This window comes from Dehalogenimonas sp. THU2 (genome assembly GCF_039749495.1).
In the GTDB taxonomy this organism is placed as follows: Bacteria; Chloroflexota; Dehalococcoidia; order Dehalococcoidales; family Dehalococcoidaceae; genus Dehalogenimonas.
Genome location: NZ_JBDLLU010000020.1, coordinates 1 through 19,056 on the forward strand (window position 1 = coordinate 1; position 19,056 = coordinate 19,056).

At 52.2% G+C, this 19,056-nt stretch carries 20 protein-coding genes and 1 pseudogene; 9 read left to right on the forward strand and 12 right to left on the reverse strand.

What is annotated here, in order from left to right; genetic code table 11:
* Positions 1-238 precede the first annotated feature (238 nt).
* Complete coding sequence (gene dtd / locus ABFB09_RS08935; RefSeq protein ID WP_347001154.1) at positions 239-697, reverse strand: D-aminoacyl-tRNA deacylase; 459 nt, start codon at positions 695-697, stop codon at positions 239-241.
* Positions 698-934: 237 nt separating this feature from the next.
* Here dtd and ABFB09_RS08940 point away from each other — a divergent pair, with 237 nt between their 5' ends.
* A complete protein-coding gene (locus tag ABFB09_RS08940; RefSeq protein WP_347001155.1) occupies positions 935-1,186 on the forward strand; it encodes a hypothetical protein in 252 nt (83 codons plus the stop codon).
* Positions 1,187-1,407: 221 nt separating this feature from the next.
* Positions 1,408-2,598, forward strand: a complete 1,191-nt coding sequence (locus tag ABFB09_RS08945) for an aminoacetone oxidase family FAD-binding enzyme (protein ID WP_347001156.1) — start codon at positions 1,408-1,410, stop codon at positions 2,596-2,598.
* A gap of 40 nt (positions 2,599-2,638) precedes the next feature.
* Here ABFB09_RS08945 and ABFB09_RS08950 read toward each other — a convergent pair whose 3' ends face one another.
* The 3 genes from ABFB09_RS08950 to ABFB09_RS08960 all read right to left on the reverse strand — a co-directional run bounded on the left by ABFB09_RS08950 (position 2,639) and on the right by ABFB09_RS08960 (position 5,565).
* Positions 2,639-3,961: a folylpolyglutamate synthase/dihydrofolate synthase family protein gene (locus ABFB09_RS08950; RefSeq protein ID WP_347001157.1), complete on the reverse strand. Its 1,323-nt coding sequence runs from the start codon at positions 3,959-3,961 to the stop codon at positions 2,639-2,641.
* Positions 3,962-4,033: 72 nt separating this feature from the next.
* Complete coding sequence (locus ABFB09_RS08955) at positions 4,034-4,810, reverse strand: head GIN domain-containing protein (RefSeq protein WP_347001158.1); 777 nt, start codon at positions 4,808-4,810, stop codon at positions 4,034-4,036.
* A 113-nt stretch (positions 4,811-4,923) separates the two neighbouring features.
* A complete protein-coding gene (locus tag ABFB09_RS08960) occupies positions 4,924-5,565 on the reverse strand; it encodes a head GIN domain-containing protein (protein WP_347001159.1) in 642 nt (213 codons plus the stop codon).
* Positions 5,566-5,687: 122 nt separating this feature from the next.
* On the opposite strand from ABFB09_RS08960, the gene ABFB09_RS08965 reads away from it, so the two are divergent.
* The gene (locus ABFB09_RS08965) at positions 5,688-6,974 is read left to right on the forward strand and encodes a LemA family protein (RefSeq protein WP_347001160.1); all 1,287 of its coding nucleotides are present in this window, start codon (positions 5,688-5,690) and stop codon (positions 6,972-6,974) included.
* A 22-nt stretch (positions 6,975-6,996) separates the two neighbouring features.
* Here ABFB09_RS08965 and ABFB09_RS08970 read toward each other — a convergent pair whose 3' ends face one another.
* Both ABFB09_RS08970 and ABFB09_RS08975 read right to left on the reverse strand, forming a co-directional pair.
* Positions 6,997-7,836, reverse strand: coding sequence for a hypothetical protein (locus tag ABFB09_RS08970; protein WP_347001161.1), 840 nt, complete (start codon positions 7,834-7,836; stop codon positions 6,997-6,999).
* Positions 7,837-8,048: 212 nt separating this feature from the next.
* Positions 8,049-8,366 carry a hypothetical protein gene (locus ABFB09_RS08975; RefSeq protein WP_347001162.1) on the reverse strand — a complete coding sequence of 106 codons (318 nt, stop codon included), beginning with the start codon at positions 8,364-8,366 and terminating at the stop codon, positions 8,049-8,051.
* On the opposite strand from ABFB09_RS08975, the gene ABFB09_RS08980 reads away from it, so the two are divergent.
* From ABFB09_RS08980 to ABFB09_RS08990, 3 genes are all read left to right on the forward strand, one after another.
* Positions 8,361-11,126 carry a BTAD domain-containing putative transcriptional regulator gene (locus tag ABFB09_RS08980; RefSeq protein WP_347001163.1) on the forward strand — a complete coding sequence of 922 codons (2,766 nt, stop codon included), beginning with the start codon at positions 8,361-8,363 and terminating at the stop codon, positions 11,124-11,126. The two genes, ABFB09_RS08975 and ABFB09_RS08980, sit on opposite strands and share 6 nt — an antisense overlap.
* A gap of 334 nt (positions 11,127-11,460) precedes the next feature.
* Positions 11,461-11,862, forward strand: coding sequence for a response regulator (locus ABFB09_RS08985; protein WP_347001172.1), 402 nt, complete (start codon positions 11,461-11,463; stop codon positions 11,860-11,862).
* A 41-nt stretch (positions 11,863-11,903) separates the two neighbouring features.
* The gene (locus ABFB09_RS08990) at positions 11,904-12,269 is read left to right on the forward strand and encodes a response regulator (protein ID WP_347001164.1); all 366 of its coding nucleotides are present in this window, start codon (positions 11,904-11,906) and stop codon (positions 12,267-12,269) included.
* A 47-nt stretch (positions 12,270-12,316) separates the two neighbouring features.
* On the opposite strand, the gene ABFB09_RS08995 is transcribed toward ABFB09_RS08990, so the two are convergent.
* From ABFB09_RS08995 to ABFB09_RS09020, 6 genes and pseudogenes are all read right to left on the reverse strand, one after another.
* Positions 12,317-12,859 carry a DUF1697 domain-containing protein gene (locus ABFB09_RS08995; protein WP_347001165.1) on the reverse strand — a complete coding sequence of 181 codons (543 nt, stop codon included), beginning with the start codon at positions 12,857-12,859 and terminating at the stop codon, positions 12,317-12,319.
* 392 nt (positions 12,860-13,251) lie between these two features.
* Positions 13,252-13,749, reverse strand: a pseudogene (locus ABFB09_RS09000) (integrase core domain-containing protein); the annotation flags it as partial.
* Between the two features lie 48 nt (positions 13,750-13,797).
* Positions 13,798-14,637, reverse strand: coding sequence for a DegV family protein (locus tag ABFB09_RS09005; protein ID WP_347001166.1), 840 nt, complete (start codon positions 14,635-14,637; stop codon positions 13,798-13,800).
* A gap of 99 nt (positions 14,638-14,736) precedes the next feature.
* Positions 14,737-14,940: an integrase core domain-containing protein gene (locus tag ABFB09_RS09010; protein WP_347001173.1), complete on the reverse strand. Its 204-nt coding sequence runs from the start codon at positions 14,938-14,940 to the stop codon at positions 14,737-14,739.
* 178 nt (positions 14,941-15,118) lie between these two features.
* The gene (locus tag ABFB09_RS09015) at positions 15,119-15,325 is read right to left on the reverse strand and encodes a hypothetical protein (protein WP_347001167.1); all 207 of its coding nucleotides are present in this window, start codon (positions 15,323-15,325) and stop codon (positions 15,119-15,121) included.
* 12 nt (positions 15,326-15,337) lie between these two features.
* Positions 15,338-16,222, reverse strand: coding sequence for a lysophospholipid acyltransferase family protein (locus tag ABFB09_RS09020; protein ID WP_347001168.1), 885 nt, complete (start codon positions 16,220-16,222; stop codon positions 15,338-15,340).
* Positions 16,223-16,514: 292 nt separating this feature from the next.
* On the opposite strand from ABFB09_RS09020, the gene ABFB09_RS09025 reads away from it, so the two are divergent.
* From ABFB09_RS09025 to ABFB09_RS09035, 3 genes are all read left to right on the forward strand, one after another.
* Positions 16,515-17,306, forward strand: coding sequence for a patatin-like phospholipase family protein (locus ABFB09_RS09025; RefSeq protein ID WP_347001169.1), 792 nt, complete (start codon positions 16,515-16,517; stop codon positions 17,304-17,306).
* Between the two features lie 58 nt (positions 17,307-17,364).
* A complete protein-coding gene (locus tag ABFB09_RS09030) occupies positions 17,365-18,075 on the forward strand; it encodes a helix-turn-helix domain-containing protein (RefSeq protein ID WP_347001170.1) in 711 nt (236 codons plus the stop codon).
* A gap of 187 nt (positions 18,076-18,262) precedes the next feature.
* The gene (locus tag ABFB09_RS09035; RefSeq protein WP_347001171.1) at positions 18,263-18,865 is read left to right on the forward strand and encodes a hypothetical protein; all 603 of its coding nucleotides are present in this window, start codon (positions 18,263-18,265) and stop codon (positions 18,863-18,865) included.
* The last annotated feature ends 191 nt before the right edge of the window (positions 18,866-19,056 follow it).

Consider the following 19,056-nt stretch of genomic DNA (forward strand, 5'->3'; position numbering starts at 1 on the left):
AAACCGTGGGTGCGGGCGTTCTGATTGCCGGGTTGAGCGCCCCGGCGGCGAGGCATAGCGGATCCCTCTTCTTGACTCAACAAGATACTCCTGTTCTATCTTTACTAATCGCAGTATATAGAATAAGGCCGGGAATGGCGGTTTGTCAATGGGATTTTGGCAGGTTTGGAAAATATATATCAGCTGTAAGCTATCAGCCGTCAGCTTTCAGTTTGGGGGGGGGGAAAAACCGTTAAGGCTAGCGGGGCAGGAGGCGGTCTCGGGAGTCGAGCATGACGGTCACCGGACCGTCGTTGACCAGTTCCACCTGCATGTGCGCCTGGAAACGGCCGGTGGCCACGGGGACGCCGGTCTTCTCGGCCTCGGCGACGAATTCGTTGAACAGGGTTTCGGCTGCTTCCGGCGGCGCGGCGCCGGTGAAGCTGGGGCGGCGGCCTTTGCGGGTGTCGGCGATGAGGGTGAACTGGCTGATGAGCAGCAACTCGCCGCCGATATCCAGGAGCGAGAGGTTGAATTTGCCATCGGCATCGGCGAAAACACGCAGGTTGACCACTTTGTTCACCAGGTAGTCGATGTCCGCCCTGCCGTCACCCTCGGCGATGCCGACAAGGGCCAGAAGACCGTAGCCGATGCTGCCGATGATCTCTCCATCGACACTGACTTGCGCCCGGCTGACCCGCTGTACCAGAGCTTTCATGGCCGTATTGTAGGATATTCATCGCGGCCGGGCAAAACAGGCAACATAATAAAAAATAACTAAAAAAACCTATAGACTTAGCCGCCGGGGAGGGGTAGAATAGAGACGTGAGACAAATTCTGAGGTATTTGCGACCATGCGAGTAGTTAGCCCCCGGAAAAAAGGGTGCTAAAGCACTGACGCGTATAACGCGGCGGTGCTTTTTAATTTATTCAACAAGGTTTGAGGAGGGGTAAAATGCAATCCAGCTTAATCGGTAAGATCGAGAAAGCCCACCGCTACGCCCAGGAACCCGACCGTATCTCCTTCACCGAACTAAGTGTTCAGTTCCGCGGTGAAAACGATATTCATTCCACGGCTTTGAAGAACGGCGAATGGCATTGTAACTGCGATTTCTTCGTCACCTGGGGCCGCTGCTGCCACACCATGGCGATGGAGAAGATCCTGGGCGAGATGCTGCCGGAAGAGGCGCGCGTTACCAAGTTTTAGCCGCAAAGATTATTTTGGGGGACGCCCCGCCACCCCGAGGGAGAGGCGTTGCCATCGCCCCTGCAGTGACGAACTGGGAGGACACAGCACGCCGTGTCCCTGCGTCGTCTAACCCCTGTATGAGAAATCAGTGTGTTTTCATGGCGATACGGCGCGGGCGGTGATTGGGACGGGCGAGGCATGCCTCGCCCCTACGGCTGTGACGCAAAGACGGTTTTGATATGCAAAAAGATCTGACAGTTATAATCGGGGGCGGAGCCGCGGGTATCTGCGCTGCTATCAGCACCGCGCGGCGGGGCGGCAGTGTTACGCTCTGTGAAAAGACGCCGTACCTGGGTAAGAAAATACTGGCCACCGGCAACGGCCGCTGCAACCTGCTGAACGTCAATCTCGACGAAACACATTACAACGCCGCCGCCCGCGGTCTGGTCCGTTCGGTGTTCGACAGGTTCGGCAAAGCGGAAGTACTGGATTTCTTCAAGAGCCTGGGGCTGGAGACTTATTCACAGGACGGGCGGATATTCCCCCGGACGAACCAGGCGGCCTCGGTGCTCAGGGTGCTGGAGATCGAACTTAAGCGCCTCGGCGTGCCGGTGGAATACGACTTCGATTGCACTGCCATAATGCGCAGTCGGGACGGATTGTTCGTCACCTCGAAGAAGGGGCAGCGGATCGAGTGCCAAAAAGTCATCCTCACCGGGGGCGGTAAATCCTACCCTTCCTTCGGCGCCGACGGCAGCGGTTTCACGCTTGCGCGGCAATTGGGTCACAGCATCGTCGAACCGGTGCCGTCAACGGTGCCGCTGGTGGTCAAGGACAACCTGTGCCACCTGCTGCAGGGCCAGCGCATCTTCGCCTCTGCCCGCGGTGTCATAGAAAGCCGGCCGGGAGAGGCGGTCAGCAGCGAACTCCTTTTCACCAAATACGGTCTTTCCGGCACCTGCATTCTGGACATCAGCGAGGCGATTTCGATCGCCTTGAACCGGCGCCACGAGACAGACATCGAAGTGGCCGTCGATCTGGCGCCTTTCATGGAGCGGGTGGCCCTGAGAAAAGAACTCGAAAGACGGCGACAGATGGACATGGCTTCGGAGGACATGCTGACAGGTATCCTGCCCAACAAGTTCGGCGCCGCCTTCAAGGAAGTGTTCGAACAGGGCAACCTGGACCTGGCGGTGAGGGCGATTAAAGACCGGCGCTTCAAGGTTTCCGGCACCCGCGGCTGGAACGAGGCGGAATTCACCAGCGGCGGCGTCGCCGCCGACGAGATCAAGCCCGGAACGCTGGAGTCGAAGCTTATCGACGGCGTTTATTTTGCCGGTGAGGTGCTGGACGTGGACGGACAGCGCGGCGGTTACAACCTGGGCTGGGCGTGGGCGTCGGGGGTGGTGGCGGGGTGGGAATGCCCCTAATCGGACAGGATGTATGCAGAGGTATGGTCTGACGGCGGTGTCACTGCGAGATTGAAGCCAGTGCTTCACCCACCACGAAGAGCGACCCGGTGACACACACCAGGCCGTCGCTTCCCGCCAGCTTCACCCCCAGGGCTAACGCCTCGGCCACCGACGACGTGTAATTGACGGCCATGCCGCGCATTTCGAACGAGCGACCTACCTGTTTGGTGTCCATCGACCGGGGGTGACGAGCTTTGGTCACCACCACCTCGCTAAATTCCGGCCGCAGGATATCGGCCATGCCGTAAATGTCCTTGTCCGACGAGGCGCCGATGACCAGCACCGCCGGGTGCGGCCGTTCCGGCAGGATGGCATGAAGCGAATCCACCAGTTCCCGCGCCGCCGCGGGATTGTGGGCGCCGTCCAGGATGACCAGCGGATCCCTTCGGACGATCTGAAAACGGCCCGGCCAGACGGTTTCAGCCAAACCGCGTTCGATGTGATCTTTTTCGATGGCCGCACCATGTTCGATGAGCGTTTCCAGAGCCGCCACCGCCACCGTGGCGTTGAGCCGCTGGTAGGTGGCCAGGAGCGGCAGGTCGATATCATAGCGAGCCAGGCGGCCGCCGATGCTGAAAAGCTGACGCACGTCCTCCCAGCGTGATGGGGAGACGACTGTCATGTCGGCTCGGCGCAGCGGTGAGCCTCGGCGACGGCAGGCGGCTTCGATGACATTCATCACTTCTTTCGGCTGCGGCGCGGTGACCACCGGCACTCCGGGCTTGACGATGCCGGCTTTCTCCGCGGCGATCTCCGGCAGAGTGTTGCCCAGCACCTCGGTGTGCTCCAGGTTGATGGTGGTGATCACGGAAACTTCAGGAGATACGACATTGGTGGCGTCCAGACGGCCGCCGAGGCCGACCTCGATGACCTGCCATTCAACGTTCTGTTCCGCGAAGAAGGCGAAGGCCAGGACGGTCATGATCTCGAAGGTGGTCAGCAGGCCGTATCTTGCCTCGACGTTGATGGCCAGCACCAGCGGTTTCAGTGTTTCCACCAGCGCGGTGAATTCGGCTTCGGTGATATCCCGGCCGCCGATCTTGAAGCGTTCGGTCGTTTCGATGAGGTGGGGTGAGGTGTAGAGGCCTGTTTTGAAACCGGCCTGCCGCAGGGCGGAGAAGACCATGGCCGCGGTGGAGCCTTTGCCTTTGCTGCCGGCGATATGGACGGTTCTGGCTTTCAGGTGGGGGTGTCCGAGCTTTTCCAGCAACAGGCTGACCCGCCGCAGGTCATAGCGGGAAGGGTCGCGGGGGCGGGCGACGGATTCGTAATCGACGAAGTTGTAGAGCCAGTCGAGGGTGGACTGGTATGAATTATTCAACAACCTCAAAGTTCCAAACAGATTTCAAATTTCAGTAACGTTTGGTAAATTTGAATTTGGGTATTCATCCGGTCATCCTCTGCTGAATGAAGAGCCGCCGCTGACATCGACGTCGCCGACGGTGGGGTTGCCGAAGTAGCGGAGGGATGAGGCGCCGGACAGACTGACGTCGAGTTGTCCATCGGAATTTACCGAACCGGAAGACGCGCCGGAGAAAACGACCTTGGTGTTGTCGGTGGTGAAGTTGCGGAGGGTGGCGTTGGAGGCGCCGGAGGCGGTCAGTTCATAATTGCGGCCGTTGCCGGCGAGATCAACCGTCGAGGCGCCGCTCAGGTTGATGCGTCCGTGGTCGGTCTCTATGCCGCCCCTGACACGGGAAGCGCCGGAGATCTCCATCTCGACATCACCAGCCCTGACATTACTCAGGTCGATGCTGCTGGCGCCGCTGGCTTTGAGCGTCAGGGCATGGCTGAAATTGAAATCACTGACCTGGCCGGAGGAAGCACCGGATACTTCCAGGCTGAAGAGATCCGGCATGGTGATGCGCGCCTTCAGAGAGGCGAAGGAGTAGCTGCCGCTGCGCAACTGCACCGTCAGGGTATCGCCATTCTGCTGCAGATCCATGTATTCAAAAAGGTTTTCATTGGTGGTGACAGTGACACTGAAATCGCTCGACAGCACTACCTCGACATCGAAGGCGGTGGCGGCGACGATGCGGGTGAAACCGGAGAACTCAAAGTTGCGGGTTTCCACCGGGCCCCGGCCGACGATGCTCCCGAAGGGGAAACAGCCGGCGGCGGTCACGCAGAAGGACAGGACGATTAACAGAATTATCGTTTTTTTGAACATATCTCTACCTCTCATGTTCAATATACGCCGTGAATCAACCCGGCGCACCATGAAAAATGGGAGTTTTTACCTCGTCTAATGTACAGGACGGGCGACCACATCTCGCGTTACCTTTACTTTCGGCTGAAACTGGAAGCACCAGTGATCTTGAGGTCGCCTATCGTGGGCGTGCCCAGCCATCGCAGGTTGGAAGCGCCGGAAATATCGGCGTCCAGCTTGCCGGTAATGTTGAGCGTCAGGCTGGCGGCGCCGACCAATTTAGCGGTTGCGTCGCCCACGGTCAAGTTTTCTAGGTTGGCGTTGGAGGCGGCGGAAAGATCAATCACCGCGGTGGCGGCGGAGCCGGACAGTTCAAAGTGGGAAGCCGCACCGCCTTCAAGCTTGAGCTCACGGCACTGGATATTTCCATTGAGCTTGCTGGCGCCGGCCAGTTCGGCTTGGAATCTGTCGATGCCGGTAAAACCGGTGATGCTGCCGCGGGTGGCGGCGACCAGTTCGATCGACTTGATTTCCGGCATGGTGACGATGAGCCTGGGCGACGGCGTTTGTTTCAAGAGGAGCCCCAGGTGACCCCACCGGGTCTCAAATTTCGCTTTGAGCTTATCGCCGAATACTTCTACCTTGACCTCGTCGATGATCTCGGCCTCGGCTTCCACGGCCACGCTGTAAATATCGCCGCGGGCTATCTCCACTTTCATGGCATTGCGGGCTTCTACGGCGATGAAGCCGCTCAGATCAAATTCTTTTCGGGCCATACGCGCACCTCGCTTAGCATCCCTTTGCTAGATTATAGCACCGGCGGCTTGTATTCTCATTTTTCTTTGGCATACAATCTGGGGCAAAGGCGTGCAACGCCTTAAATCGTAAAGGATTGAGAATGCCCGCCGATACCGCCCCTTACGGCCTCATCATCGTCATCACCGCCGCGCTGGCGCTGGGTTGCCTCCTGGCGGCTTTCCATTTCTACCGTCGCCGCTGCCTCATCGACGATACGCCGACTTCCAGGACCAGGGGTGTCTTCATCGGCCTGGCGGAACTCAAGGGCACTGCCGAGAGCGAGACACCGCTGGAAAGCTTCCTAGCCGCCAGCCGTTGCGTCTATTACAGCTACAAAGTTGAAGAACACTGGCACCGCATGAGCTTGGATGGCAAGGGGCGGCCTAAGAGCGAGAGCGGCTGGAAAACGGTGGCCCAGGATACCAAAAGCGTGCCTATCTATTTAAAGGACGACACCGGGCTGCTCCGCGTCCTGCCGGACGGGGCCGAGATTCACGCCGATACTGTTTTCAACAAGGAATGCCGCCGCGATGACGCCCTGTACTACGGAAAAGGCCCGGAGAAAGCCATCGGCAATTCCACCCATCGGCGCCGCTTCACTGAGAAGGCCATTCCGCTGCATAAAACAATCTATGTGGTGGGGCAGGCACGGGAGCGCCGTGATGTGGTGGCGGCGGAGATCGCCCAAAGCAAGAACGCGCCGCTCTTTCTCATCTCCACCCTGGATGAGAAACATCACAGTGACCGGTATCGCCTGTGGTACTGGTTGTGGCTGGCGGCGGGGTTGTTGATCGTCGGGGGAGGCATCGCCCTGTTCCAAGCCCAGAGCCTGTCCCCATCTCCTCTCGGCACCTTGCTGCTCACCGGAGCGGGGCTGTATCTCCTGGCGGCGTTCATCGGCTGGATATGGAATGCCTACAACAGCCTGGTGCACCTCCGGCAGCGGGTGGGGCAGGGGTGGTCGCAGATAGATGTCGAACTCAAGCGGCGGCATGACCTCATCCCCAACCTGGTCCAGGCTGTGGAGGGATTCCGCCGCCATGAAAGCGGGGTACAGCAACTGGTGACCGAACTCCGGCGGCAGGGTATCGAGGCGGGCGCCGTGGGCATCCACGGCATGGCTGGGAGGCTGGCGGTGATCGTGGAACGTTACCCCGACATGAAAGCCAACGAGTCTTTCTTGGCTCTGCAGCGTGCCCTCTCCGAGGCGGAACAGCGCTTGGCGCTGGCAAGGGACTATTACAACGAGATCGCCACCTTCTACCGGACACGACTGGAGATAGTGCCGGACCGCTGGCTGGCGGGCTTGACCGGGTTTAGGCCTTGCCCGCTGCTGGAGGCCGCTGACTTCGAACGCGCGGCAGTGCAGGTGAGCCTGGCGTCATGATCCGGTTATCGAAAAGTGCCGATCAGAGCATCGACAGTAGGGACAGAACACCGTAACCGGCGGCTGCCGCCACGGTCAGCGGCGGCATGGCGGCGGTGGGACCGCCTTTATAGAAGATCTTCTGCACCCAATAGACTGAGAGAAGCCCAGCCAGCATGAAGCCGGCCATGACCGCCGCTCCCCCGATGCCGCCCGCCGTCAGCACGGCCACGACCATGATCAATGAAAAGCCGATATCGCCGCCGCCCAGGAGGGACACCGCCTTTTCATGCGGCTCATCCAGCTTGATGTCGGTGATGGACAGGCGCCAATCGGCGGCATCCAGTGGGAAAACGAATGCCGGCACGATGTTTACGCCAGAGAGCTTGCTGACCATCCATATCATGTGGCCGGAGCGCACCGATACCAGGTCGTAAACTGAAATGGCGGCCATGAGCACCAGCGCGACAATCGGCGCCACCAGGAAGCCGAAGACCGAGGCATACCCCACCAGCGCCACTCCCAGCAGCATGTTGTGGAGCCATAAACGGGGCCACTTCAGCCAAGCCAGCGCGCCGGCGCCGGCGATAACCGCGGCTGGATAGACCGACAGCGGCAGCGCCAACACCACGAAAACGCCCCAGGCGTAAAGAATTAAAAAAAGCGCCTTGGCGATGAATTTGAGCGCCGCCAGCGGCAGGAAAGCCAATGCCAGGCTCATCACGGCGACGGCAACAAAAAAATAGATGAGCGGCGGTCCGGCGGTGACAACCGGCACGCCGATGTTCTCTTCCTCGATGAAGCGCAACTGCCGGCTGGCCACAATGACCGCCAACGTCTCAGTGACGACCAGCGTCAGGGTACTCCAGTGGGCGGGTTTCAATTGCGTCGCGGACGGGTATCGTCGTTCATTAACGTAGCTTATTACACCGCCGCCGCCGTGTAAAGCGCCGTGGGTGGGTGAACGATAGTACTATGGCGAATAATTGCCAAATGGGCTTATAATGTAAAATAATGGTCATCTCAGATGCCAGGATAACTAAGCCGGGTCGAACGACGCCTCAGATCCGGGGCGCTGTCGTCCGGCGGCGCCTGCTAGATAAGCTGCACTCCAACCTGGGTTATCACTTCCAGCTGGTCAAATCCCCGGCCGGTTACGGTAAGACCACGCTGCTTGCCGATTTTGCGCGGGAGCTGGAAGCACCGGTGTGCTGGTACTCCCTGTCCGACGGTGATCGCGATCCGGTCAGCCTTTACGAAGGTCTGACACAAGTCATAGGCAACGCCTTCCCCGGTTGCCGTTTGCCGTCCCCGGGCCTTTCCGGCGCCGGTTCGGCGGCGCTGGCTGCCATGTTCGGCGAATTCCTGAGCCAGATACCGGATTACTTCGTCCTCATCATCGAGGACTTGCATGCCGTCGCCCGGACGCCATCATCGGAATTCATCAACCGATTGGTCGATGCCTGGCCGGACAACGGTCACCTGGTGATGTCTGCCCGCGTGGCGGACGGTTTCGACCGGATCAACGACCACCTGACCCGGCAGCAGGCCGCCTGCCTCTCCGCCGCCGACCTGAGTTTCACCCCGGATGAAGTGAAACTGTTGGCTCATGAACGTCGTTCCCTGGAGTTGACCGATACCGACGCCCGTCAACTGGTGGAGACGATGGACGGTTGGCCGCTGGGTGTCTCCCTGGTCTTGAATTCACCGAACGGTTTCAACGCCCTGAATACCAGCGGCCGCAATCAGGTCTTCGATTTCCTGACTCGCCAAGTGCTCGTCCAGCAACCCGCCGCCGCGCAAAAGCTGCTGATGGGATTATCGACCTTCACGGTGATCGAACCGGACCTCTGTGCCGAAGTGCTGGAAACCGCCAACCTCCGAAAAAAGCTGCGTAAACTGGTCGATAACAGCCTGTTCATCACCGAGGCCGGGCCCGATAATTACCAATATCACCAGTTGTTCCGGGAGTTCCTGCAAACGTCGCTGAAAGAGACTGATTCAGAGCTGTTCTATGGACTTCACGGAAAGGCCGCCGCCAAATACGAAGCCCTGGGTCAGTACGAGCCAGCCATCGAACATTTCCTGACCGCCCGCAATTACGACGCGGCGGCAGCCCTGATCCGGCGCATCGGCGAGAAACTGTTCCGCCAGGGCCGCTGGACCAGCCTGAACAGTTGGATTGAGCGGTTACCGGAATCAATCCGAACCTCTTCGGTGGATATCGAACTACTGCATGCCCAAAGCCTGGTCCATACCGGTGAGCCGAGCCAGGCCGGCCAGATCATCACTACCATTCTGCTGGACGATACCCGCCCCCTTGATAAAGTTACCAAAGCAAGGGCGCTGTACACCCGAAGCAGCGCTTGCCGCCTGCTGGGTCAGCGGGATCAATCCAGATTGGATGCAGAGGTGGCGGCGGGGTTGCTGGAGGGGAATGATAGCCAGAATGGTCTCATGGGAGATATCTCTGCGCGACTCGGTTTTCTTCATTTTGATAAAGCTGATTTTGCACTAGCAATGCGGTATTTAAAAACTGCACAAGAGCAGTTCAACAAAGTCTTTGATCAGAACAATCTTGCCTCAGTTAACAATGGTCTTGGGGGTATCTACAAAAGTTTTGGGAACTTGTCTCAAGCCTCCACTTATTACGAATACGCCCGACAAGGTTTCACTAAAACCGGGAATATCGGGAAACTGGCAATGGTGCTGTGTAATATTGCCTTTATCCAGCATAAAAATGGGCTGTATGAACAAACAATCGATACCTTGAACGAAGCAGAGGAAAAAGCCAAGACAGCAGGATATCGACGATTTGAAGCAAATATCGCATTGGCCTTTGGTGAGGTCTATCGTGATCTTGACCAACCCGATAGATCCATTAGCTCCTTTGAAAAAGCTCTTACGATAGCTAGAGAAATACAAGAAGCAAATTATGTCTCATATGCTAAGGCTGGCATAGGAGAAACGCTACGAATCGTTGGTAACTATGACCAGGCGAATTTTTGGACCAGAGAGGCTTTGGCACAGGCGGAACTAGAAAAGCAACCGTATGAAATATCGTTATTCAAACTACAACTTGCAACGATTAATAACAATCAATGCAAATACCATGAAGCAAGTATGGCTTTGAATGAAGTCTATAAATATTTTTTGAAGATTGGTGATTTAGATGCATTAGCTCGTACTTGCTTCGCCAATGCTATCGCCAGTTTTAATCAAAAGAACTATGACGCCACGAACCAGTGGTTGACCTGGATGATAGGACATATCGAAAATCTCGGGTACGATGATTTTGTGGTCATCGAGGGGGGCCGGAACACTCTTCTAGTGCAATATGCAGCGGCCAGGGATATTGGCAACCGCTATTTTGAACGGCTAATGGAACGTATAAAACAAAAGCGGCAGCAATTCTCAACGGTGCGAGAAAAAACCGCGGTGCCAGTTCGTCTCACTCAGCTTCAAAGTTTTGGATTCAACGAAACAAGGGTTATCCTGGACGGACAAGCGGTAACAGAACAAGCATGGCGTTCCAATCGTGCGAAGGAGTTATTCTTCTTCTTGCTGAACAACCCCGGCAAGTCGACTGAGGACATAGCCTCTCAGCTCTGGCCGGAAATGCCACCCGCCAAAGCCACCAGCAATTTCCACATCAACCTTTTCCGCGCCCGTCGCGCAACTTCTCCGGGTATCATCATCCAGGAGAACGGGCGCTATTACTTCAGTCCAGAAGTGGATTTCTATTATGACGTTAATGAATTTGAAGAAAAATTAAGAGGGATTAGTCAATTAGCTCCGGAAGAACGCAGTAGAATCGTTGAACGTCTCACAGAATTGTACAAGGGTTCCTTCATGCCAGGTTTTGACGGCGAGTGGATAGACCAGAAGCGTTTTGAGCTTGAGAACAAGTACCTTAAATTATTGTTTGAGATGGTTGGTTACTACGCTAAGAGCGGACGTATGGATAAGGTGGTCGCGTTGGTGGAGAAAGTGCTGGATACCGATAGGGACGACGATGAGGTCTACTACCAGGGCATTCAGGCATATTTGGCATTAGGTGATTCCCTCTCAGCGTCTCACTTGTACAAACGCTATCTTTCCAATCTGAAAGAATTAGATGCTGAACCGGAACCGCGTATCGAGAACCTTATCGGAAATTTATCGATCAATTGAGAGTGGCAACGTCTCGTGCAGTGGATGATAAGGTGGTTTTCAACCACCTTTTTTGTTTGGTAAGAATCTGGTAAGAGGCAGTGTTATATCATTAGGCAACTTAAAACAAAGGAGTTGCCAAGATGAAAATGAAGACCGCTCTCAGGACTATGCTGGTTGTTTCTATTGTCACGATCACCTCCATTTTGTCCTCTGTTCCGATCGCCGCATGGCCGGTTGGTACCTGCCCCTAATAAATAAAATGTAAAATGGGGGCTCCGTAGCATCATAATCCCACGGAGCCCCAAATTAGATCCGTATTACTCGTCTAATCCGGAGGGGATTGTTGATAGAAGTGCCGCACGGCCAGAAGCCGCGCCTGCTGGTAGTTGAGGATGAACCTTCCATCGGGGAGGTATGCCTCCGTATTCTCACGCGTGAGGGTTTCGCGGTGGAGCTGGCCGTCAACGGGCGCATCGGGATGGAGATGATAACGCGGCAGGATTTTGACCTATTTCTGATAGACATCAGGACGCCTTCCATGAGCGGTAAGGATTTATACAAGTGGATGCTTGAAAACCGGGGTGAGCTGGCCGGACATGTAATGTTCACTACCGGCGATATGATGTCCGAAGACCTGCTGCTTTACATCAAGGGGACCAGCCGCCCTTTCCTGCCCAAACCTTTTACACCCGATGAGTTGATCGAAACGGTTAAAAAGACCTGGCGGGATATCGCTGCCCGGCTACCTGCCTGAACACGTCGTCCCATCTACAAAATAATACAGCCGGAGCCCGCATGGTCGATGCGCCTGGCAAAAAACTGGTGCTTGTTGTCGATGATGAACCGGCTATACTCCGTTTTGTCAGCGCCGGGTTGGCTATGGGAAATTATGAGGTCGTAACTGCCAGCAACGGCAGCGCCGCTTGCGATTTGGCCCAAGCACATCAACCCGATATCATCCTCCTGGATATCGTCATGGCCCCTGACAACGGATTGGAAACTCTGGCCCGCTTGCGGCAATTCACCCGGGTGCCAGTCATTGCGCTAACCGCTCACCTCGATATCTGCGACTCCGCAATTCAAGCTGGCGCTGACGCTACCGTGAGCAAACCGTTCAAGCCTGAGGAATTGTTGGATAAAATCCAGAGTCTTTTGGGTTGATGAAATTGTCCGAAGGTGACGGCATGAACATCAAATCAGAGTCATGTCTATCTTTTTAGGATTTCCAGCAATTTTGTTGTCGTGTTCCAATTGCGGATAGTCATGGATTTATATGCCGGTGATGACATGATTTTATTAAGTCGACTTTTAGTACGCTGAGAGCTGAGGCGTTGTGAATAGATCACTCCATCGCCAGGCCAAATTTTGTCGACTCCATCTCGGGGATTGAATACAGGCATAACTGAAGTTGTATCAATACCCATCAAAAAAATTGCGTCACTATGATACTTCTCCGGCTGCTCACCGAAGCCTTCGGGTTTGTTATCGATGACGGTTTGAAGCTGATGGCGAGTTAACACCAATACTTTGATGAGGTCGCTATCAAGTTTGAAGTTTTCCGGCAAAGCTTTTTCAAGATGAGCTTTTATCTCTTCAGCCGGTTTGTCGGATTCCAGGATCACATTACCACTGGCAATATAAGTTGAAACATTGAGAAATCCCATTTCTTCCAAGAATTTTTTCAAGCTGGCCATCGATACTATATTCTTGCCGCCAACATTGATGCCTCGAAGCAACACAACATATTTCATGCTTTTATTCTACCATGCACTTGATTGCACGCACTTGAACGTGACATGAAAATAGTGAAGGGATGCTACCTACTTGATAACTCAGGTTGGAGTTCTTTGAAGTGAAATGGAGGAGGGGAACATATTACTGTTGCAGAAGGACATGAGTCGACCATCGATAGGACGCAGGAGATGAAAATTGGTGGAGCCGGGGTATCAATAGGTAGAACTCTGGAGGAATTTGAGGTTTCCTTCTGCCTAGATATTTGAGTGGTTCCTTTTTGTCGTCCATGTCTATCCTTGCGCGACCAGACTTTCGGGTAGGTGTCTCACGCGCCGGCACATACTTAAGCATCGGGCATCTCACTCATCTAGGAAGAGTATAAAAGGCCTGAACTGTGAGGTGTACCCCATCATCTAGACAGAATCGGAGCAAGATTAAGGTGGAAAACCGACTCAGCCGACCGGGATTTTACCATGCCTCTAGTGATTACTTCCCTGGCATAGACTTCTGCCGGAAATTTGTATCCCAGCGCCTGATGCGGACGGGTCGTGTTATATAAACGGCAGTAATCTTCAAGATGATTACGGGCTTCCCTCCCGTCCATGTATAATTTCAGATAGACCTCCTCGTATTTCACCGTATGCCACGATCGCTCGATGAACAGGCTATCATTATTACTGCCCTTGCCGTCCATACTGATTCTGACGTTGTGATTTGCCAGCAATCCGGTAAAGGCTTCACCGGTGAATTGACTGCCCTGGTCGATATTGAATATCTCCGGCGTACACTGGCTGAGAGCGTCTTCCAATGCTTCGACACAGAAATCAGCAGACAGCGTATTGGACAACCGCCAGGAAATGACGTATCGGCTGTACCATTCGATAATGGCCCCCAGATAGAGGAAGCCCGGGACCACCTCAGTATTCCTCCTCATATAATCTCAACTTAGTGGCTACTACCTATCCCCCAATACGCTTACCGCTAGCACATGAGGGCCAACATGAGTCCCTACCACTGGGCTCACGCTGGTTCGGTAGATACGCTCCCTGGGAAACTTGGTACTCAGTCGCTCTACCAATAGCTCCGCTTCATCCGGTGTGGTAGCGTCCTCTACAGCTATCTCTTCAATGTGAGAAAAGGTCATAGCAAAATCACACAAGTAGTTTATCGCCTTGGCTCTTGAATGGGTTCTGGCAACCGCCTCAGTGTAGCCATCTTTTATGGTAATGATGGGATTTACCTTCAGCATAGACCCCAAAAATGCCTGCGCAGTGCCAATGCGTCCTCCCCTTTTGAGATATTCCAACGTATCAAAAGCCATGCGCATATCCACCCGCTGCATATTGTTCCGGGTTAGCTTAAGCACCTCATCAAGGCTAGCCCCACTATTAGCTGCCTTGGCGGCAGCAGCAACTATCAATCCTAGTGCCATAATAGCCCACAGGGAATCAACCACTTCTACGCGGCACTTCTTCTTCATTTGATCTATAGCTCGCAGTGCTACCTCATAAGTAGCGCTGTACTTATGGGAAAGAGTGATGACCAGAATTTCGTCCGTCTCCTCTGCCAGCTTGTCATAGACCTCGGCAAAGCTTCCCAGCGATGGCGTCGAAGTAGTCGGCAAGGTCTCACACTGCGTCAGTTTTCGGTAGAAGTCCTCAGTCGTAAGGTCAATGCCATCCCGATAAGCCTCAGCCCCAAAATGGACGAACAAAGGTACGACGGTAATCCCCAGCCTGCTGGCTATCTCGTGTGTCAGGTCTGAAGTGCTATCAGTTACAATCTTGACTGTCATCTATAATCTCCGTGCATGCAGAATTCTGACTTGAGGTGAACCACTTTAAATTGGAGGAAATCAGGCCGCTAACAAGATAGTGTTTTGTGATTTTCGAGCTTACGCCTGTGGGCTGAGGTAGTCAAGACTCTGGTGCAAACGCTCAGCTCGATCCCAATCGCGATAGTCTTCCCATCCCTTCAGGGCTTCATGGTAGTTCTGATATTCATGGCGATATATCTCCTCCCTCTTGTAGCTTGAGTTGAAAGATTCAATGTACAGTTTATCTTCAGGATATTTAACACCGGCATATTCCAGTTTCACGTTGAGCAAACGGGCGGTCTCCCTGAACCGGTGCGCCCGAAACTGTGAACCGCGTCCTACCCGCAGAGTTAATGGATGATCCTCCGTGTTGCACACAGGTAGCGGCAATCGAATCATCGCCTTTAACCATCTCCGGCACGATGGGCACCTTTTCCTCATTGGTCCATTTCCGTCGGTACTATTCAAGCTTTTTTATCTGTTTTTCTAAAGTAGCCAAATTATGTTCCCATGTTGAGAACATATTGTAATATGACTTCAAGGGTTTATAGCCTGCGTTATCTAATTCTAGAAATATATGCCTTAATTTTCTTATAAGCTGTACCTGACGTTCTCTCTCAATCTTTAACTCATCCAATAACGCGTCTATGGAAACATTCTCCGGCATTGAATTCCCCCCTTAAGTGAATATTTTTGTTTCTTGTTTATTCTTTAGCCATATGGGTTTAAGAACGACCCATTGCTCAGGGTGACATCTGATATGCCTTTCCATGATTCGAGCTACCTGTGCAACATTTGTTGCTACAGCGCGGTTTCCGCCAGGTATGACATTGAACGCCGGTTCTACGTTTATTATGTAGTTGCCATCAGTACTACGGTAGTTAAAGATAGGTACAATAGCGGCCCCTGTTCGCATGGCCATATTCACGGCTATCGTGGGCAATGTCACCTCTTCCCCAAAGAAGACCGAGGTAATACCTTTTCCTTGAATATTACGGTCACAAGCCATTGATATGGCTTCACCGTTTCGTAATAGTTGCATCATTGATTCCAACATACCCGGTTGACCTGATACGAAAGTGACACCATGACTTTCCCGCAAAGCAATAATATGATTAAGTAGAGGTAACGGTTTCAAAGATTCTACCAGGGCAGTCACTTTAACCGATCGAATAGCAAATATCTGTGCCGTGAAATCAAAACTTCCTAGATGAGCTGTGACTAAAACAACTCCTTTTTTCTGTTCCAAAGCATCCGTAAGGTGTTGCCAGCCTTGGACGCTTATATTCTGTTCGATTTTATCCAATCTCATCTGTGGTAATTTGATGAGGTCAAAATAATTTTTTGCTGTGGTTCGCAGCACACCACGTACAGCCTTATTTAGGATGATATCATCCACACTAGTGCCGAATACATGCCTCATATTATCCGTGACTCCGGTCTTGACGGTCGGAAAGAAGGTGTACGTAAAATCCGCAATAAAAATGGCACCAAGATAACCAACTCTTCTTGGAAGGTGAGACAGGCTAAATCCCGCAATCTTGAACGCGTAGTATTTCCACATTCTTGTTTTCCCCTTGCTATCGTTGGAGGTAGTAACAGCTTGACATCAAATTGAAAGTATATTACCATATATTTTGGTTATTTTGGAATTATACCTCTATTAGATTGCGATACACAAGAGATTCATGGGAGGAGAGTGGCCCCATGAATCGAGTACAATTCCGACTTTTATTATGACAGACTAAATAGGGATAAAATTGATTCCTTCTAGCGATGGAAATTTAATTACAAACAGTAAACTGTATGGGAGCCCTGATTCATTGCGTTGTTTAATTACGGGTAGGAAAGTTGGTTTGGCACTTAGTAGTGGTGCCGCGCGAGGACTAGCTCATATTGGCGTACTTGCAATATTAGAGAAGGAAGAGATCCCGGTAGACATGATTGCTGGTATAAGTATGGGATCACTCATAGGTGCTGTGTATGCGCAGGGGCAGGATATCGACCGAATGAGACGATTAGCAATAGAACTGGGGCAAAAAAGGTTTTCGTTTTTGGTGGACCCAGCCTTACCAAAATCCGGCTTGGTTCGTGGACAAAAAATTGGGAACATGTTGAGATCAATAATCGGTGATGTTGAATTTCAAGATCTAAAGATACCCTTTGCTTGTTCGGCAACTGACATAGAGACCGGTCGGGAGGTCGTGATTAGGCGAGGGCTAGTAAGAGAGGCTGTGCGTGCCAGTTTCTCTATCCCCGTATTACTAACGCCGACCAAATTAGAAGGCAGGTATTTGGTCGATGGAGGATTGCTCGATCCGGTGCCGGTTAAAATCCTAAAGGAAATGGGGGCAGATTTTATTATCGCAGTAAACGTCATACCAACAGATCAAAATACTTCTTTTGAGGCGAATCATGAGAATAAGAGATCAAATTGCCCCAATATCCTAAGCATAGCAATCCAAACAGTTAATATTGTCAGTAATCAGGCATTAAAGAGCAGCTTGATTGGAGCTGACGTAATAATTGAGCCCCAGGTAGCTCACATTAACTTGGTGGATTTTAATCGAGTCAGCGAATGTATCCACCAAGGCGAACTAGCCGCTCAGTCCTCCATGCCATCTATAAAAAGATTGTTAGCTAGTTGAACTTTCCAATGCCAAATTTCCAAGGTATAATGCGCCTAATTGGGAGATAACTAAGATTATGAGACTTACATTTAGGCAAAAGATATTTCTCAGCAAGCTCCTCGATGCTTATCGGGATATGAAAGAGCCTGTTCACTATAGTGTCATTGCCAATCGACTGGGCCTGAATAACTCTACAGCTTATGATATGTTGAGACTACTTGAACAGAAAGGCATGGTAGCTTCTATATACGGTACGCCTAAGGAAACTGCTGGTCCTGGGCGATCCAGTGTATGCTTTGTTCCTACCGCCGAAACTATCGAGATTTTCTCTCGCCTTACAGGTACTGTACGGGAGCAAGATGAGTGGGATGATACAAAAACTCGCGTTTTGGCCAATTTGAGTAGTGGAGAGACGGATGATTATAAAGATCTCTTAAACGAATTACTAGACAGAATACCAGAACCACGTTCATCGCTTGTGCTATGCGCCGAAGTTATAACGGCTTTATTATTGAAACTCAAAGAATCCAAACAAGAGTTAGCGCAGCAGGACTATTTGGATAGTCTTCTGAAGGCACCGGCCACCAAGTTGCGAATGAGCGTACTAGCCGGGCTTATTTTAGGGCTATCATTTGCTGACCATGAAACCCAGAGATTACTTGGTGTTTATCAGGAATATGCTGAAAAGTACGAAGCATCACTAGAGCAATTGAGCCGTGACAGTTTATTCAAACTACACCGATTTACCCGCGATGTTTGGAATATTCTGAGAACACCGTCAGTTTGATTTGGTTTGATTAATATTTTGGTTTCTTAAGGTATATATTTGTGAAGACAGCGTCCGTTCCAGGTTAATTGCGTTGTTACCCATAGAAAACAATCACTACGAAGTAAATGCTTACGACATATTTTGGTTACTTTGGATTAATAGGTTGAATTAAGACAGGGGTAAAAGAGGTTTAACGAAGGCAGGCTTGAATGTTAAAAAAGACGAAGTGGCTAAAATAGTCTCTTACGCGCTACATCCATATTTGGTAGTTATCCCGGTGGTACTATTGCTTGCTGTGAGCTTCAACACGGAAGATTGGATTAAGTGGACTGTAATGGCTCTATTACCAGCCTACTTCTTCCCCCTCCTGTATATGCAGATGCGGGTTGTTCTAATTGCTCGCACTACTGGAGTCAGGATGACCCATCGTTCTCTATTTAGGGAACAACCCAGAGAGATGTTCTTTCTGGTATGCCTTTTTGGTCTGCCCAGCTCGTTGATACTCTACTCTTTTAATGCTCCTTTGAGCATTATGGCTACCTTGATCGGGCTCGGCGCAACAGCGCTATTGATTACTTTTATAAATTTACGCTATCGAGCCAGTTTCCACCTGTCTCTATTTACCAGTGTTGTTACATCTGTCGTTATTCTATTCGGACCACCGGCGTTGATTGCCGCCGCCCTCATCCCGTTGTTGGGTATTTCTCGTTACCAGTTGAGGGAACACACTCCTTTACAGTTAGTGACCGGGGTTTTAATTGGCTTGGTGGTTACTGCGGCCGTTTTTCAGGGATTTAACCTTCTCTAATAAGGTAATAACTAACTAAGAAAAGGGAAATAGATGGAACAGTTTTTTAGAGTAGAATCCCCATACGTGGTGTAAATTTCTGGAATTGAAAAAGCAGGCCATTGTGTGGTTTCTTGAAAGTAAATAACAACACAAACTTTCAGGAGGTAACCACAACAATGGCCAAAGACAGAATGACACTTTTAGAACTG